The organism is Haloarcula quadrata, assembly GCF_003634715.1.
GTDB lineage: Archaea > Halobacteriota > Halobacteria > Halobacteriales > Haloarculaceae > Haloarcula > Haloarcula marismortui.
This window is the reverse complement of record NZ_RBWW01000001.1, coordinates 522,225-536,321: the sequence shown is the minus strand read 5'-3', so window position 1 is coordinate 536,321 and position 14,097 is coordinate 522,225. Positions and strand designations below refer to the sequence as shown.

The following is a 14,097-nucleotide window of genomic DNA, read 5'->3' as shown; positions in this document are numbered from 1 at the left end:
GGCCGTGTATTTGTGGATTGCGTCCGGCCACCCGGTCCAATAGTTACTCTGTCTGCTCGTCAAGCAGCGCCAGCAATCGGTCGGTCACCGCCGGCGCATGTTCGATGAAACAGCAGTGGCGACCTTCGACAGCCTCCCCAGTGCCGCGGGGGAGGTCGGCTGAAAGCGACTGTGCGGCCTCCGGTGACACAACGGGGTCGTCCAGCCCGTAGTACACCTCGGCAGGCTGGGTGATTTCGTACAGCGGTGGTGCATCGAAGGCCGTCATTGCGTTGGCATGCGCGTCACGAGCCGCGCCGGTCGCGTCCTCCTCGGCGCGCCAGCCTGCGATCTGCTCCATGAGGTCAGGGTCGTGTTCGCGGAACGCCGGCGAGAACGCGCCGTCGAGCGACGACGGGGCATTGAGCGCAAGCGCGTCGAGTGCGTCCCGGTCAATCGCATCGCCAGACCCCGCCGTACAGTACAGCGTCAGCGAGCGGGCGCGGCTGTACTGGTGGGCATACTGGAGCGCGACCATCCCACCAAGCCCGGCTCCAACGAGGTGGGCGCTCCCGACGCCGTGGTCGGCCAGCACGGCTTCGAGGTCGGCCGCCAGCGTTCCCACATCGTACGGTCCCGCGGGCGCGTCCGACCGGCCGGTCCCGCGGAGGTCCCACACTACCGTCTCGTAGGGGCCGGCGACGGCGTCGTAGTGCCAGCCCCAGAGCCACGCGCCGTACCCCACGTCGTTGATGAACACGACGGTGGGGCCATCGCCGTCGGCTTCGTAGTAAAGGGACACGTCGCGGTTGCGTGCGGTCGGCATTGGCCGTCGATTCCCGCGCCGGCGGTGTGTCTCTTTCGGTAGGTAGCTCTTTCACACTGGCTATCGAAGGACCGCCAGTCCTGTGTCCGGTGCAGAATCACTTATCGGCGCCGTCGTGTTGGTCGTGAGCCTAGGTGTCGCCGCGCAACTGGTTGCCGACTGGCTCCAGATCCCGAGCGTCGCGTTCCTGCTAGTCGCCGGCGTCCTCGTCGGCCCGCAGGCGCTCGGGCTGGTCGACCCCGCGATATTTGGGCAGGCCGGACTGCAGGCTATCGTCGGCCTCAGCGTCGGCATCATCGTCTTCGAGGGGGCGTTCCACCTCACTGTTGAGCGCGTCCGTGAAGCGTCCAGAGAGGCGCTTGGACTGGTGACAATCGGCGCGTTCGTCTCGCTTGTCGGAACCGCCGTCGCCGTCAAGGTCGTGTTCGGGACGACATGGCCGGTCGCCGTCCTCGTCGGAAGCCTGCTTATCGCCACCGGGCCGACGGTCATCACGCCGATCATGCAGGTGGTTCCAGTGCGGGACCGGGTCGCCGCGGCGCTGGAGACTGAAGGTATCATCAACGACGTGACCGCCGCTATCCTCGCGGTGGCGACCTTCGAATTCGTCATCGCGAGCCAGTCCTCGCCGGTGGTCGTCATCGAGGCGTTCGTCGCCCGATTGGCCGTCGGCCACGTCGTCGGCATCGCCGTCGGTGGCGGCACCGCACTACTGCTCAAGCGGTGGCACCTGTCGGCGGACAATGCCCTTCAGAACGCCCGGGTCGTGGTCCTGACCGCGGCACTGCTGGCGTACGCGCTCGGAAGTATGTGGCTCTCTGAAGCCGGTATCGCAGCCGCCGCCATTGCCGGTATCGTACTGGGGAACGCCGAGATCCCCCACAAAGAGGAGGTTGCCGGGTTCAAAGGCGGTATTACGCTGTTTGTGCTCTCGTTCGTGTTCATCGTGCTGGCGGCACAGCTCTCACTCGGCGACCTGCGTGCGCTCGGGGTCGGCGGGCTCGTCGTCGTCATCGTCGTCGCTGCGCTCGTCCGCCCGCTTGGCGTGTTCCTCTCGACGCTAGGTGGCCGACTGACAGTTCGAGAGCGGATGTTCGTCGGCGGGATGGGGCCGCGCGGTATCGTCCCGGCCAGCGTCGCCACGCTGTTTGCCATCGAACTGCGTCCCGAGAACCCCGAAGCCGCGACGGTTCTCGTCGGGACCGTCTTTCTCGTCATCTTCGCGACCGTCATGTTTCAAGGCGGGCTGGCCCGTCACTTCGCGCAAGCGCTTGACATCCTTCCTATGCAAACACTCATCGTCGGTGGCGGTCGTGTCGGCCGGGAGCTGGCAGTACGGTATGAATCACGCGGCGAAGAGGTCGTCCTCATCGACAGCGACGAGGACACCGTCGAGCGGACCCGGGCCGACGGCCACCGCGTCGTTCACGGGGACGCGACGAACGCGACCGTCCTCGAAGAAGCAGGGGCGAATCGGGCATCCGTCGTCGTCGCTGCGACTGCAGACGACGACGTGAACTTGCTCGTGGCACAGCTGGCGACGACCCGGTTCGACGTCGACACCGTGGTCGCCAGAGCGAACCAGCCGGACAACGTCGAGGCCTTCGAGGACCTTGACGTCGAGACGATATCCGCCGGCTTCGCCGTCGCCGACGCAATCGACGACGCGGTCGAGCGACCAGCGCTGGCCCACTGGCTGTCGGACTCCGGCCGAACAGGGGACGTACTGGAAGTCGAACTCAGCAACGACTCACTGGTCGACCGGACCATAGAGGAAACCGCGGAGAAGCTTCCGAACGGCTGTCTGGTGGCAATGGTGAGTCGCAACGGCACAGACAGAGTCCCCGACAGCGATTTCCGCCTCGCCAGCGGCGATCACCTGACGCTCGTCTGCGAGACCAACGAAGCGATGCAGGACGCCAGAAGACTGTGTCAGGGCGGCTAGCCGGACAGCACGTACCGCTCAGCGCAGTTCGTCGAGCGAGACGGTCGCCGAACGGTCCGCGGTAACCCACTCTGTCACGGACTGCTGGCGATCCGAGGGGAAGATAGTCAGCTCCGAAGGGTTCTCGGGGTCGTCGTACAGGTAATCCAGTTCGAACTCCGGCGCTTCGTTCAGATCGGTGTCCGACGGGGGCGTCGTGGTAGCACTCATCGTTCAGGTAGCGTGGGTAGCACTGCAGTTTGTACACAGTTCGTCGGGAGCACGGCCGCTGGCAGCGGGCACACTGGTCCCACAGCGCCGACACGTCCGTTGTGACCGAACGTACTCGGTGTGAGTCCGAATGTGTGCGATGTCACGTTCTCCGCTCATATCTGCTATAGATGGGCAGTTACTAAAAATACTTTTGGAAACTCATCCAGATATACCTAATACAAGTAAATGTAATTGTATCCCTTGGATGTATTCGAATCGTTCGAGCAGAATATTCCTCCACAATCGGACAACTGTCCGAAGCAACGGAGCGGAAAGCAGCACTAACGGCGAGAAAACCAGAGACGGTTCAGGCGTTTGCGACAGTTCGCAGGATCTCCGGCGCGTCGTCAAGCGCGTCGTCAAGCGCGTCCGCATCGGGACCACCGCCCTGTGCAAAGTCCGGCGGGCCGCCACCGCCGCCGCCGACGCGACCGGCGAGTTCGCCGACGACTTCACCGGCGTCGACATCGACGCCATCGGGCACTGAGACGACGAACTGCGCGCCGTCGAGTCCCGAGCCAAGCACCGCGATGTTGCCTTGCTCGACGATAGCGTTCGCCTGCGCGCGGAGTTCGTCCATGTCGGCGTCGATGCGCCCGACAACGGCGGTCGCATCGCCGACCTCGACTTCTTCATTGTCGCCACCGCCGCTCGCGCGGGCCTCAGCGAGTTGCTCTTTGAGCTGTTCGATTTCTTTGCCACGGGCCTTCCACTCGTCGAAGAACCGCTCGGCAGTCTCCGGGACGGCATCGGGCGCAACGTCAAGGATATCCGCGGCTTCGGTGAGCGCGTCTTCGGTGCGCTGGGTGGCCTCAATGGCCGCGTTGCCCGCCGCAAACGTCAGGCGGATGACCCCGTCCTGAATCCGCTCGGTGTTCAGGAGCTTGACAGCCCCGATGTCGCCGGTTCGGGCGACGTGAGTGCCACCACAGGCCTGCACGTCGTCGCCGACAGTGATGAGGCGGATCTGCTCGCCGGCCGGAATCCCGCCCTGATAGAGGTCGAAGCCGTACCGTTCCTCGGCATCGTTGCGGTCGGGCCACTCCTGTGAGACGGTGATGTTGTCCTGAATGATGTCGTTTGCGAGGCGTTCAATCTCTTTGACTTCCTCGCGGCTCACCGACTCGTAGTGGCGGATGTCGATGCGGGCTGAGTCGGTGCCCTTCTGGGCCCCGGCCTGCCTGACGTGCTCGCCGAGTACCTGCCGGGCGCTGTGGATGACGATGTGGGTCGCCGTGTGGTGTTGCATCAGGCGCTGGCGACGGGTGGCGTCGACCTGCCCACGGACGAACTCACCCTTGCCGGGGTCGTCGTCGCAGGTGTGGACGATGACATCGCCGTACTGCTGGACGTCGGTCACCTCGGCGGAGACGTCGTCGGTCGACAGCGTCCCCTTGTCCGGGGGCTGGCCACCGCCCTCCGGGTAAAACATCGTCTGGTCGAGCACCACGTCGTAGGTGTCGTCGTCGCGGTCAAACACCTCAAGGACAACGGCTTCGAACTCGGTCCGCTGCTGGTCCTCGTAGTAGAGCCGGTCGGTCTCGGGCAGTTCTTCGAGTCGGTCCTCGTAGGGCGTCTGTGACTCCTCGGTGGCGGTATCGTCGCCGCCATGACGCTGGGCGACGACCGCGTAGAAGTCGTCGGGCACGTCGACCGCGACGCCTTTTTCGGCGGCGATCTCCTCGACCATGTCCGGCTGAATCCCGTGGGAATCGTACAGTTCGACCAGTTCCGACGTCGGAATCGGCTCGCCCTTTTCGGCGTATTCGTCGGCCAACTGGCGGACGCGCCGGCCACCGCGGTCAAGCGTCTCGCGGTACTTCTCTACTTCAGTGCGGACGATATCGCGGATGGTGTCGCGGTTCTCGTAGTCGAGGCGCTCGGCCTGCATGTCGACGAGTTCGTCAAGCGGTGCGTCGACGCCGACGCCGTCGACCAGTCGCTTCGTTCGGCGCAGGACCATCCGTGCCAGATAGCCTGTCCCGACGTTCGACGGAACGATACCGTCCCCGAGCATGTACGCGAGCGTCCGGCAGTGGTCGGCGATGGCGTAGATGTCCTCAAGCGGTGCCATCAGGTCCCGCATCTCATCGACCTCGACGCCGACCTCAGCGGCGATGGTGTCGCGTTCGGCTTCGATGTCTTCGGCCTCGTCGATGTCCATCCGGCCCGCGAGCTTCGCGGCCTCGTGGACGATTCGCTCTTCCTCGTCGGTGAGCTCGATGCCGGCGTTGTCCTTGAGGAAGGCGATCATGTCGGGGTAGACGGCCTCGTACACCGTCGGCGTCCCCTGGCACATCCAGGTCCAGCGTTCGAGCCCATAGCCGGTGTCGACGATGTAGGTGTCCATCGGCGAGTACCGGTTGCCGTCCTTCATCTCGTACTCGCCGTCGGAGTCCTGCTCCATGGACATGAAGACGAGCGTGGCGAGTTCGGCCCCGCGGTAGATAACCTCGATAGCCGGACCGGCGTTGCCGCCACCGACCCACGGGTCCTCGATGTAGACGATCTCGTCCAGATTCGCCCCCATCTCCTCGAACAGTTCGTCACAGTACTGGACGGTTTCGTTCTTCCAGTACACCTCGCCCTCGTAGGCGTACTGCTCGGGGTCTTCGATGTCCTCGCGGGCGTTGAACGCGTGGTGGGCCATCATCTCGAAGGCCATCGTGTGCCGGCCCGTCTTCCCGACGTTGTCGATGTCCTGCATCCGGATGCAGGGCTGGCTGATACACAGCGGGTTCGCCGGCGGCGGCGTCGTCCCCGAGGTGACCAGCGGCTGGAAGTCGTAAATCGACGCCTGCGTGAGGAGGACATCGTCGCGCCAGCGGTTGGCTGCCACCGGGTACGGGTCGATGCGCTCATGGTCACGGTCCTCGAAGAAAGAGAGGAACGCCTCGCGCATCTCCGTCAGCGAGTGGGACTCGTCGAACCCGGGGTTGTCGATGAAGTCGTACTCCGCACACGGCGGTTCGCCACAGGTCTCGCGCTTGACACGGGACCAGAACATGTCGCCACAGGAGACACACTCCTGTCTGTGGAAGCCTTCCTCTTCGAAGTAGTCGAGTTGGTAGGCCTCGTCGAGGTCGCTCATTGGTGTTCAGTTGGCCCACGTTCGCCTAAAACTGTTCCGAAGGGGCCGAGTATTGAGCCGGGAGTCACTGTTGTCAGGTAGATGCAGTCGGACTACAACCGAAAGGCGCCCTTACTTGCCCTGTGCGAGCGAGGCCAGCATCGCTTCGAGTTGCACACGCTCGTTCGCGCCGCGGGTGATCCGATAATCGGTTTCGCCGATGCGTTCGAGCACTCGGACGGCTGCGTCGTCGTCAATATCGAACTCCCAGATGGAGCGATGCAGTTGGTCGATGATGTCGCCGCCCGCGATGCCCTCTTCGGTCAGGAGTCTATCGAGGGTCGCCCGCGAGGCGGTGAAGTCGCCGTCCAGCGCCGACTGGACCATCGTCCGGATCTCTTCGGGACGGGCCGTCGAAGTGATAGCGTACACTGCCGACTCGTCGACCGTGTCGCCGCTGACCGATGCAGCTTGCAGGCCGTTGATGGCTTTCCGCATATCCCCGTCGGCGGCGTAGACGAGTGCGTCGAGTCCGTCTTCGGTCAGTTCAATGTCTTCTTCGGCAGCGATGGTTCGGATTTCCTCGGCAACGGCGTCGTCTGCAAGCGGCGAGAACCGGAAGACCGCACAGCGCGATTGGATCGGGTCGATGATCTGGCTGGAGTAGTTACACGAGAGAATAAAGCGGACGTTGTTCGAGAACTGCTCCATCGTCCGGCGCAGCGCCGACTGGGCGTCGCTGGTCAGCGCGTCGGCCTCGTCGAGGAAGATGATACGGTACTCGACGCCCCCGAAGCTCGTCCGGGCGAAGTTCTTGATACGGTCCCGGACCACGTCGATACCACGCTCGTCGGAGGCGTTCAGTTCGAGGAAGTGCTCGCGCCAGTCGTCGCCGTACAGTTCACGGGCGATAGCCGTCGCGCACGTCGTCTTCCCCGTCCCTGCCGGCCCGGAAAACAGCATGTGGCTCAGGTCGTTGCGCGAGACGTAGCTCTTGAGCCGCCCGACGATATTCTCGTGCCCCATCACGTCGTCGAGCGTCTGCGGGCGGTACTTCTCGATCCAGACCTCCTCGCGTCCCGCTCGCGACTCGGACTCGGCCTCACTCATGGACGATTGGAAGCGTGGGCCGGTCTTAAACCCCGCGAGAGTCGACAGTCTCAGGTGCGTCGGCGGAGTACGGCCGGGTATGCACGTCACCGTCGAAATCGCCGGCGAAGACACCCACGAACTGGAGGTGGACGCGGACGCGACGTATGGCGACCTGCTCGCACCGGTCGACCTGAGCCCCCACGAGGTGTCAGTCCTCGTCGACGGCGAGCACGTGCCGACGGACCAGCCCGTCGAGCACGACCACGTTCGGGTTGTCAGGCTCATCAAAGGCGGGTGAGTCGCCAATGCGTGTCCGCGAAGCGACCGAGGCCGACCTGCCGGAAGTGATGAACGTTCTCGACGGCGCGGCGCTGGAAATCGGTGTGCCAACGGTCCGTACAGGAATCGCCGGCGACGGAACGCTCATCTCGGTTTCGGGTGGTTCCGGGGCAGACGCAACGCCCGAAAGCGACCGAATACTCGGCGCACTCGTACTCGATGACACTCACATCGAGGCCGTCGCTGTCCGTCGGCGTCGTCGCGGGCAGGGTATCGGGACGGCGCTCGTCGAGGCCGCGCTCGACCGGCGAGATTGTGTCACCGCCGAGTTCGACGCTGACGTTCGGCCGTTCTACGAGGCGCTGGGGTTCGACGTAATGCCCCTCGACGACGAGGACGCCCGCTTTCGCGGGGCTCGCGAGTAGTCGTCCCGTCGGAGTCAGTTCTGACGACCGGTCAGTTCCTCGATGGACAGTTCATACAGCGTTATATCCATCTCATCGGTCGGCTCGTCGAACACCCGAATGGGCGCGTAGCGCTCGTTTATTTCGACGGCTTCGTAGGCCGGGTCACCGTCGGGGACAGCCGCTATCGGTCCCCTGGCGACGATGCTCCAGCCGGTCCACGCCTCCGCGTCCGGCGTCTGCTCCGTCTCCGTGACGACATACGTCGCCGTCTCAGTGGCGTCGAGGTACGCCGACTTCTCGCTCCCGCTTGTCTCGCCAAGGCGGAAGTACAGCGACCCGTCCTCGTAGTGGTGAAACACCGGGAAAGCGTACGCGTCGTCGCCGTCAGCCAGCGCGAGCACGCCGCTCTCACTCTCGCCAAGGCGGTCGCGGACGATGTCGTCAGGCATCCCCTCTGTGTAGGCGAACGCGATGTCGGTGTCCATGCGTCGACGACGCGTGCCGCGGGCTTAAACGAGGGGTTCGACCAGTTCCTGACCGGCATCGAGCAGTTCGCCGACCCGGGCATCGCTGCCGGCCTCGGCGTAGACGCGGAGCTTCGGTTCCGTCCCGGACGGGCGGACGAGCACCCACGTCCCGTCTTCGAGTCGGATTTTGAACCCGTCGACCGTGTTGATACCGTCGACGGCGACCCCCGCCAGCGTGTCGGGCAGTGCGGTTTCGAGGTCTTCGAGAACTGGCTCCTTGCGGTCGTCCGGGCAGTCGACGCTGATCCGGTCCTGATGGATTTCGCCGTGTTCGTCCAGCAATCTGTCGACACGAGCATCAAGCGGTTCCTCGCGCTCGGCGGCGGCGGCGGCCAGCGCCACCAGCACGCCGTCCTTGTTCCGCAGGTGGTCCGGCAGGCCGAAGCCACCAGATTCTTCGCCGCCGAACAACGCGTCGTGGTCAGCCATCGCCTCGGCGACCCACTTGAAGCCGACGGCGACCTCGTGGACGTCTTGACCGTGGGCCTCGGCGACGCGGTCGACGATGCTGGAGGTCGAGACTGTCCGAACGACATCGCCCGTCCCGTCCTCAAGCAAAAAGTCGTACATCGCGGCGAAAAACAGGTTGGGGTCCAGATAGCCCCGCTTTGGTGTGACGACGCCGATGCGGTCGGCGTCGCCGTCGTTGATAATCCCCAGCGCGGCGTCACCCTCGCTGACTTCGCCGACGAGTCCCTCAGCGTTCTCCGCCGACGGCTCGGGCGACCCACCGCCGAACTCCGGGTCCTGTTCGCAGTTGAGACGAGTCACATCGGCCCCGGCCGCTTCGAGCAGGGCGTCGGTGACGCCGCGGCCACTGCCGTATAGCGCGTCATAGGCGACTGACAGGTCATCGAGGTCAGTGTCGACGAAGTCCAGCGCGTGGTCGTGGAACGGGCCAATAAGGTCTTCTTCCGTTCGCTCGCCCCACTCGTCTTCGGGGAGCGGGTCGAGGACGGCGAGGTTTTCCTCGAAGGCGGCCGTCCAGTCGGGGAGCGCCGGCGACCCGTCGCCAGGGATGAACTTCACGCCGTTGTACTCCGGCGGATTGTGGCTGGCCGTGATCTGGAGCGCCCCGGCCAGACCGCGGTCTTTCACCGTCCAGGCGAGGATCGGCGTCGGCGTGTCCCGGTCCGGCAAGAGCACGTCGAAGCCGTTCGCACGCAGGACGTGTGCGAGCTCGTCGGCAAACCCGGGCGAGGTCTCGCGGGCGTCGTATCCGATGGCGACGGTCCCGCTCGCCCCGCGCTCGGCGAGCGTCGTGGCGACAGCCTGACCAACCATCCGGACTCGCGGTTTCGTGAACACGTCCAGCGTCGCCCGCCAGCCGTCCGTCCCGAAAGCGATTGCGCCTGCGTCGACATCCGCGTCGTTGTCCATATCCCGCGGTTCTCGGCCCCCAGACAAAAAGTCACGCCTCATCGGTGAGCTGTCACTTTTCCTGTTATTGACAGCGAGAAGTGAGCGGCGGGTCAGATATCGAACGCTACTTCGGCGTCGCTGGATTCGACGAGTCGTTCCTTCTCCGCTCTGGAGTACTGCTTAATCTCGTACTCACGGCTCATCGCGTCGGACTGTGAGTCAAATGATTCGACGTGAATCAGTTCGACCGGGGTTCTGCCGCGCGTGTACTTCGCGCCATCGCCGGCGTCGTGCTCTCGGACGCGGCGTTCCACATCGGTCGTGTAACCGGTGTAAAACGTGTTGTCGCTACAACGGAGGACGTACACGTGGTAAGGGCTCCGCGCGGTAGTCATCGCACGATGCTGGTGGCCCAGTGGGCCTCACACTTGTTGGGCGCGCTCTCTCGATACCTCGGCAATGCCAGCGTTTGCCGAGCAGTTGGGACACGCCCGGATGTGTCCACGTTCATCCGCGAACACTCGGGCGAACTGGTCTGAGACGTGCGCGCCGCAATGATCACATTCAGGCATCGTGTTCGTCGGCGACACCACCGCCGACGTATACGCGTACGCGCGTTGTTCGCATAGCTCTTTACCCAAATACTTGGGTATACCCGTGGCTGGCGAGGGTGGTTATTCCCGCGCATTGTCGAGCTGTCTGGCGATTAGGCCGGCCTGTGTCCCGGCGGTGAAGCCGGCGTCGATGTTCACGACAGAGAGTGCAGTGCAGGACTGGAGCAGTCCCGAGAGAGCGGCCTCACCCTCGCCGCCGTGGCCGTAGCCGGTCGAGACGGGCAGGCCGATGACCGGTACGTCGACGAGACCGGCGACAACCGTCGGGAGCGCACCTTCGCGGCCCGCCGCGACGATGAGCACATCCTGGTCCCGGAAGCCGTCGACCGCATCTATCGTCCGGGCAAGGCTCGCAACCCCGACATCGTCGATACGGGTCACGGTGGCACCCATCTCCTCGGCGATAAGCGCGGCCTCACCGGCCGGAACGGCGTCGGATGTCCCAGCGGTGACGATACCCACTGACGCGTCCAGCGACGGGCGCTCGAACGCGGGGGTCGTCGCGACCAGCCAGTTCGAGCGGTCGTCCCAGCGAACTGTCGCATCGGGGGCGGCTTCGTCCAGCCGCTCCCGAACGGCCGTTGCAGTGGACGTATCGAGTCGTGTCACGATAGCCCGGTCCGTCGTCTCAATAGCTGTTGCTGCCAGATCCGCCACTTCTCCCGGTGTCTTCCCGTCCGCGAGGACGGCTTCAGGAACGCCGGCACGGTCCTCCCGGGCGGCGTCGAACCGACCGGCCCCGCTGGTCGCGTAGCCGGAGAGCGCCGCCTCGGCTTCCGTCGGGGAGAGGTCACCCGCCGCAACCGAATCGAGTATATCGCGCATAGAACCTATTCAGTGGTACGGCCACTCCTATCCGTCGGTCCGAAACAAGCGTGTTGCTCACATCAGGGTCGGATCCGTGGGAGCGCGCGTGAGCGACGCTCGGCCGGAGTAACGCGACAATAGCCGTCTGGGGCAGACAAAAAGCCGGATTCTGATGGATTCTCGCGGACACAATCCCGGATTTATAACGGGTTATGTGTCGTATAATGCCTCAAACTGCCGGTAATAGGGTCGAGAGCGAACTAATTGGAGAAAGTATATAAGTAACCCCCGTCGATACCTCGTCTGTATGGCAGACCTAATCGTCAAAGCCGCCGTTAAGGAAGAGCTCAACGACATGAACGTAGCGTCCGACTTCTACGACGCACTCGACGAGGAAGTCGAGGAGCTGCTTCAGGACGCAGCCCGACGAGCCGACGAGAACGACCGGAAGACGGTCCAGCCGCGCGACCTGTAAGGTCGTTTCAAGCAGCGTATTTTTTTGACGCAAGCCGACCAGCGACAGCTATTTCGAAAGTGTTCGGACGGTGACGCCATCAGCAGTGCCGACGTGAATCTCGTCAGCCATACCGACGAACAGCCCGTGCTCGACAACACCGGGCAGCGCGGCGAGGTCGCTGGCGAGTGCGGCGGGGTCGTGGATGGAATTGAAGTCGCAGTCGAGCACGAGATTTCCGTTGTCGGTGACGACGGGGCCGTCCTTGCGTTCTGCACGGCGGAGTGTTGGGTCACCACCCAATTCTTCGACTGCCGTGACGACTGTCGAGCGGGCCATCGGGAGTACCTCGACGGGGACAGGATGTGAGAGTACGTCCGCCTCTTTCGTCGGATCAGCGACGACGAGGAAGCGGTCGGCGCTCGCGTCGACTATCTTCTCCCGGGCGTGCGCCGCGCCACCGCCTTTGATCAGGTTGCCGCTGGCCACCTCGTCGGCCCCGTCGATGGCGAGGTCGACCGACACGTCGTCGAGGTCCGCCAGCGGGATGCCACAGTCACGGGCCAGCTGGCGGGACTGAAACGACGTGGGGACGCCGACGACATCGAGGCCGGCGTCGACCGCCTGGCCGATAGCGCGGATAGCGTAGGCTGCCGTTGACCCCGTGCCGAGGCCAACGACTGTGCCGTCCTCGACCGCTTCGGCCGCTGATTCCCCCGCTGCCTGTTTCGCCGCGTCGGAGCCGCCCTGTTTCATGTGCGGTGGGTCGACAGACGTGGACAAAACGTTTGTTCTCCCGGCCGCAAGCGTTCGAATGGTCGACTGCACGTACTGTGGCTGTCCCGTCGAGAACCACGACTCCGTCTACGTCAGCGAGACGCCCGACGGGAAGTCGACGACGCAGTTTTGCAACTACGGCTGCCTGTCTGCTCACATCGACGAGGCAGCCCTGACGACCGGCACGACCTGTGAGTGGTCACCGACGCAGTAGCGGCGCGGTCTGTGGGTGGTCACCGACACAGCGACGGAGCGAGCGTCAGCACCATCGGTCCACAGTACCTGTCCGATGCCAGATGGATTTTAGGGGCGGCCCGACCCAGAGAGCAGTAATGACACAGTTCGGAACGAGCGGGATTCGGGGTCCCGTCGGCGAGACGGTCACAGCCGAGTTGGCGCTCTCGGTGGGGCGAGCGCTTGGCATCGACTGCGAGCGGGTGGTCGTGGGCCGGGACCCGCGAGCGAGCGGCGAGTACCTCCAGACGGCGCTGGTGGCCGGGCTTCGGGAGAGCGGCGTCGACGTGATAGACCTCGGCGGCGCGGCGACGCCGACTATCGGACGGGCGGTGGCGTGGCAGGACGCCGACGCCGGCGTCGCAGTGACAGCGAGTCACAATCCGCCAGAAGACAACGGTATCAAGCTCTGGCAACCCAGCGGCCAGGCCTTCGATGCGGACCTGCGAGCAACGATCGAACAGCGACTGGACGAGGATGCGTTCCAGCCAGCGGCGTGGGACGAGAGCGGAGGCCTGGTGTCCCGGGATGCCAGCCAACGCCACGTCGACGCGCTGGTCACGGAAATCGGTGAGCGAAACCTCGATAGCCATGTCGTCGTCGATCTGGGCAACGGCGCGGGTCGAGTCAGCGTCGACGCGCTTTCGGCGCTGGGCTGCTCCGTCGAGACGCTCAACGGCCAGCCCGACGGCGCGTTCCCGGGTCGGCCCTCGGAGCCGAAAGCCGAGAACTGCGAGTCACTGGCGACGCTAGTGGCCGAATCCGACGCCGACCTCGGCATCGCACACGACGGCGACGCCGACCGGATGCGGGCGGTTTCGGCCGACGGGACCTTCCTCTCGGGCGACGTGTTGCTGGCCGTGTTCGCCCGTACTGCGGCGTCACCGGGCGAGCGGGTCGCCGTCCCGGTCGATACGAGCCTCGCCGTCGAGGACCACCTCAGCGATATCGACGTGGCCGTCGAGTACACCCCGGTCGGGGACGTGTATGTCGCCGAGGCCGCGAGCGAGGACGGGGTCGCTTTCGGCGGCGAGCCAAGCGGTGCGTGGATCTGGCCCGAGCGGACGCTGTGTCCGGACGGTCCGCTGGCGGCCTGTACCGCCGCAACGCTGGACAGCGAGCGCCCGCTGGGCGACCGCGCCGCCGACGTGCCGGAGTACCCCATTCGCCGGGATAGCGTCGAAACCGACCAGAAGGAGACTGTGATGGACCGCGTTCGAGAGACAGTGACCGACGCCTACGACGACGTGACGACGCTCGACGGTGTCCGCGTCGACCTCGTCGACGCGTGGTTCCTCTTGCGGGCCAGCGGAACCCAGCCGCTCGTTCGGATCACCGCCGAGGCCCGCGACCCAGACCGTGCTGACGCGGTGTTCAAGGAGGCACGGGCGCGCCTGACAGACGCAGTAGTCTAGAGCCTGAAACAGGAGTCCCGGCAAAACAACGGTTGGTAGCGAGTGCAGCCGGCGAGG

The 14,097-nt window shown here is 64.8% G+C and carries 17 protein-coding genes; 6 read left to right on the top strand and 11 right to left on the bottom strand.

Features of this window, described 5'->3' with window-relative positions; genetic code table 11:
* Positions 1 to 43: 43 nt before the first annotated feature.
* The gene (locus BDK61_RS02750; protein ID WP_121302235.1) at positions 44 to 805 is read right to left on the bottom strand and encodes an alpha/beta fold hydrolase; all 762 of its coding nucleotides are present in this window, start codon (positions 803 to 805) and stop codon (positions 44 to 46) included.
* A gap of 82 nt (positions 806 to 887) precedes the next feature.
* Here BDK61_RS02750 and BDK61_RS02745 point away from each other — a divergent pair, with 82 nt between their 5' ends.
* Positions 888 to 2,750, top strand: a complete 1,863-nt coding sequence (locus BDK61_RS02745; RefSeq protein ID WP_121302234.1) for a cation:proton antiporter domain-containing protein — start codon at positions 888 to 890, stop codon at positions 2,748 to 2,750.
* Between the two features lie 18 nt (positions 2,751 to 2,768).
* Here BDK61_RS02745 and BDK61_RS02740 read toward each other — a convergent pair whose 3' ends face one another.
* The 4 genes from BDK61_RS02740 to BDK61_RS02730 all read right to left on the bottom strand — a co-directional run bounded on the left by BDK61_RS02740 (position 2,769) and on the right by BDK61_RS02730 (position 7,182).
* A complete protein-coding gene (locus BDK61_RS02740) occupies positions 2,769 to 2,960 on the bottom strand; it encodes a DUF7511 domain-containing protein (RefSeq protein WP_007189487.1) in 192 nt (63 codons plus the stop codon).
* A gap of 3 nt (positions 2,961 to 2,963) precedes the next feature.
* Positions 2,964 to 3,119 (bottom strand): hypothetical protein, encoded by a 156-nt coding sequence (locus BDK61_RS23245; RefSeq protein ID WP_167467354.1) that lies wholly within the window; start codon positions 3,117 to 3,119, stop codon positions 2,964 to 2,966.
* A 190-nt stretch (positions 3,120 to 3,309) separates the two neighbouring features.
* Positions 3,310 to 6,093, bottom strand: a complete 2,784-nt coding sequence (gene alaS / locus BDK61_RS02735) for an alanine--tRNA ligase (protein ID WP_121302233.1) — start codon at positions 6,091 to 6,093, stop codon at positions 3,310 to 3,312.
* A 111-nt stretch (positions 6,094 to 6,204) separates the two neighbouring features.
* On the bottom strand, positions 6,205 to 7,182 hold the full coding sequence (locus BDK61_RS02730) for a replication factor C small subunit (protein WP_121302232.1): 978 nt from the start codon (positions 7,180 to 7,182) through the stop codon (positions 6,205 to 6,207).
* Between the two features lie 79 nt (positions 7,183 to 7,261).
* On the opposite strand from BDK61_RS02730, the gene samp2 reads away from it, so the two are divergent.
* Positions 7,262 to 7,462: a ubiquitin-like small modifier protein SAMP2 gene (gene samp2 / locus BDK61_RS02725; protein WP_004959591.1), complete on the top strand. Its 201-nt coding sequence runs from the start codon at positions 7,262 to 7,264 to the stop codon at positions 7,460 to 7,462.
* Between the two features lie 7 nt (positions 7,463 to 7,469).
* The gene (locus tag BDK61_RS02720; RefSeq protein WP_121302231.1) at positions 7,470 to 7,868 is read left to right on the top strand and encodes a GNAT family N-acetyltransferase; all 399 of its coding nucleotides are present in this window, start codon (positions 7,470 to 7,472) and stop codon (positions 7,866 to 7,868) included.
* A gap of 14 nt (positions 7,869 to 7,882) precedes the next feature.
* On the opposite strand, the gene BDK61_RS02715 is transcribed toward BDK61_RS02720, so the two are convergent.
* The 5 genes from BDK61_RS02715 to larB all read right to left on the bottom strand — a co-directional run bounded on the left by BDK61_RS02715 (position 7,883) and on the right by larB (position 11,178).
* The gene (locus BDK61_RS02715) at positions 7,883 to 8,335 is read right to left on the bottom strand and encodes a pyridoxamine 5'-phosphate oxidase family protein (protein WP_004959599.1); all 453 of its coding nucleotides are present in this window, start codon (positions 8,333 to 8,335) and stop codon (positions 7,883 to 7,885) included.
* A 24-nt stretch (positions 8,336 to 8,359) separates the two neighbouring features.
* Positions 8,360 to 9,757 carry a phosphoglucomutase/phosphomannomutase family protein gene (locus BDK61_RS02710; RefSeq protein ID WP_007189490.1) on the bottom strand — a complete coding sequence of 466 codons (1,398 nt, stop codon included), beginning with the start codon at positions 9,755 to 9,757 and terminating at the stop codon, positions 8,360 to 8,362.
* Positions 9,758 to 9,849: 92 nt separating this feature from the next.
* Positions 9,850 to 10,134, bottom strand: coding sequence for a GIY-YIG nuclease family protein (locus BDK61_RS02705; protein ID WP_174789919.1), 285 nt, complete (start codon positions 10,132 to 10,134; stop codon positions 9,850 to 9,852).
* A 27-nt stretch (positions 10,135 to 10,161) separates the two neighbouring features.
* Complete coding sequence (locus tag BDK61_RS24460) at positions 10,162 to 10,311, bottom strand: DUF7563 family protein (protein ID WP_420182198.1); 150 nt, start codon at positions 10,309 to 10,311, stop codon at positions 10,162 to 10,164.
* A gap of 102 nt (positions 10,312 to 10,413) precedes the next feature.
* Positions 10,414 to 11,178: a nickel pincer cofactor biosynthesis protein LarB gene (larB, locus tag BDK61_RS02700; protein WP_004959610.1), complete on the bottom strand. Its 765-nt coding sequence runs from the start codon at positions 11,176 to 11,178 to the stop codon at positions 10,414 to 10,416.
* A 289-nt stretch (positions 11,179 to 11,467) separates the two neighbouring features.
* On the opposite strand from larB, the gene BDK61_RS02695 reads away from it, so the two are divergent.
* On the top strand, positions 11,468 to 11,635 hold the full coding sequence (locus tag BDK61_RS02695) for a hypothetical protein (RefSeq protein ID WP_004517708.1): 168 nt from the start codon (positions 11,468 to 11,470) through the stop codon (positions 11,633 to 11,635).
* 48 nt (positions 11,636 to 11,683) lie between these two features.
* Here BDK61_RS02695 and rpiA read toward each other — a convergent pair whose 3' ends face one another.
* A complete protein-coding gene (gene rpiA / locus BDK61_RS02690) occupies positions 11,684 to 12,370 on the bottom strand; it encodes a ribose-5-phosphate isomerase RpiA (RefSeq protein WP_004959615.1) in 687 nt (228 codons plus the stop codon).
* Between the two features lie 19 nt (positions 12,371 to 12,389).
* Between rpiA and BDK61_RS02685 the strand changes: the two genes are divergently transcribed.
* Both BDK61_RS02685 and glmM read left to right on the top strand, forming a co-directional pair.
* Positions 12,390 to 12,605: a hypothetical protein gene (locus tag BDK61_RS02685; protein ID WP_394337612.1), complete on the top strand. Its 216-nt coding sequence runs from the start codon at positions 12,390 to 12,392 to the stop codon at positions 12,603 to 12,605.
* 118 nt (positions 12,606 to 12,723) lie between these two features.
* Positions 12,724 to 14,040 carry a phosphoglucosamine mutase gene (gene glmM / locus BDK61_RS02680; protein ID WP_121302229.1) on the top strand — a complete coding sequence of 439 codons (1,317 nt, stop codon included), beginning with the start codon at positions 12,724 to 12,726 and terminating at the stop codon, positions 14,038 to 14,040.
* Positions 14,041 to 14,097 lie beyond the last annotated feature (57 nt).

Excerpts from the sequence above, each read along its gene's own strand:
- BDK61_RS02750 (WP_121302235.1), bottom strand. The coding sequence starts at position 805 with ATGCCGACCGCACGCAACCGCGACGTGTCCCTTTACTACGAAGCCGAC.
- BDK61_RS02740 (WP_007189487.1), bottom strand. The coding sequence starts at position 2,960 with ATGAGTGCTACCACGACGCCCCCGTCGGACACCGATCTGAACGAAGCG.
- BDK61_RS23245 (WP_167467354.1), bottom strand. The coding sequence starts at position 3,119 with ATGAGCGGAGAACGTGACATCGCACACATTCGGACTCACACCGAGTAC.
- alaS (WP_121302233.1), bottom strand. The coding sequence starts at position 6,093 with ATGAGCGACCTCGACGAGGCCTACCAACTCGACTACTTCGAAGAGGAA.
- BDK61_RS02730 (WP_121302232.1), bottom strand. The coding sequence starts at position 7,182 with ATGAGTGAGGCCGAGTCCGAGTCGCGAGCGGGACGCGAGGAGGTCTGG.
- samp2 (WP_004959591.1), top strand. The coding sequence starts at position 7,262 with ATGCACGTCACCGTCGAAATCGCCGGCGAAGACACCCACGAACTGGAG.
- BDK61_RS02720 (WP_121302231.1), top strand. The coding sequence starts at position 7,470 with ATGCGTGTCCGCGAAGCGACCGAGGCCGACCTGCCGGAAGTGATGAAC.
- BDK61_RS02715 (WP_004959599.1), bottom strand. The coding sequence starts at position 8,335 with ATGGACACCGACATCGCGTTCGCCTACACAGAGGGGATGCCTGACGAC.
- BDK61_RS02710 (WP_007189490.1), bottom strand. The coding sequence starts at position 9,757 with ATGGACAACGACGCGGATGTCGACGCAGGCGCAATCGCTTTCGGGACG.
- BDK61_RS02705 (WP_174789919.1), bottom strand. The coding sequence starts at position 10,134 with ATGACTACCGCGCGGAGCCCTTACCACGTGTACGTCCTCCGTTGTAGC.
- BDK61_RS24460 (WP_420182198.1), bottom strand. The coding sequence starts at position 10,311 with ATGCCTGAATGTGATCATTGCGGCGCGCACGTCTCAGACCAGTTCGCC.
- larB (WP_004959610.1), bottom strand. The coding sequence starts at position 11,178 with ATGCGCGATATACTCGATTCGGTTGCGGCGGGTGACCTCTCCCCGACG.
- BDK61_RS02695 (WP_004517708.1), top strand. The coding sequence starts at position 11,468 with ATGGCAGACCTAATCGTCAAAGCCGCCGTTAAGGAAGAGCTCAACGAC.
- rpiA (WP_004959615.1), bottom strand. The coding sequence starts at position 12,370 with ATGAAACAGGGCGGCTCCGACGCGGCGAAACAGGCAGCGGGGGAATCA.
- glmM (WP_121302229.1), top strand. The coding sequence starts at position 12,724 with ATGACACAGTTCGGAACGAGCGGGATTCGGGGTCCCGTCGGCGAGACG.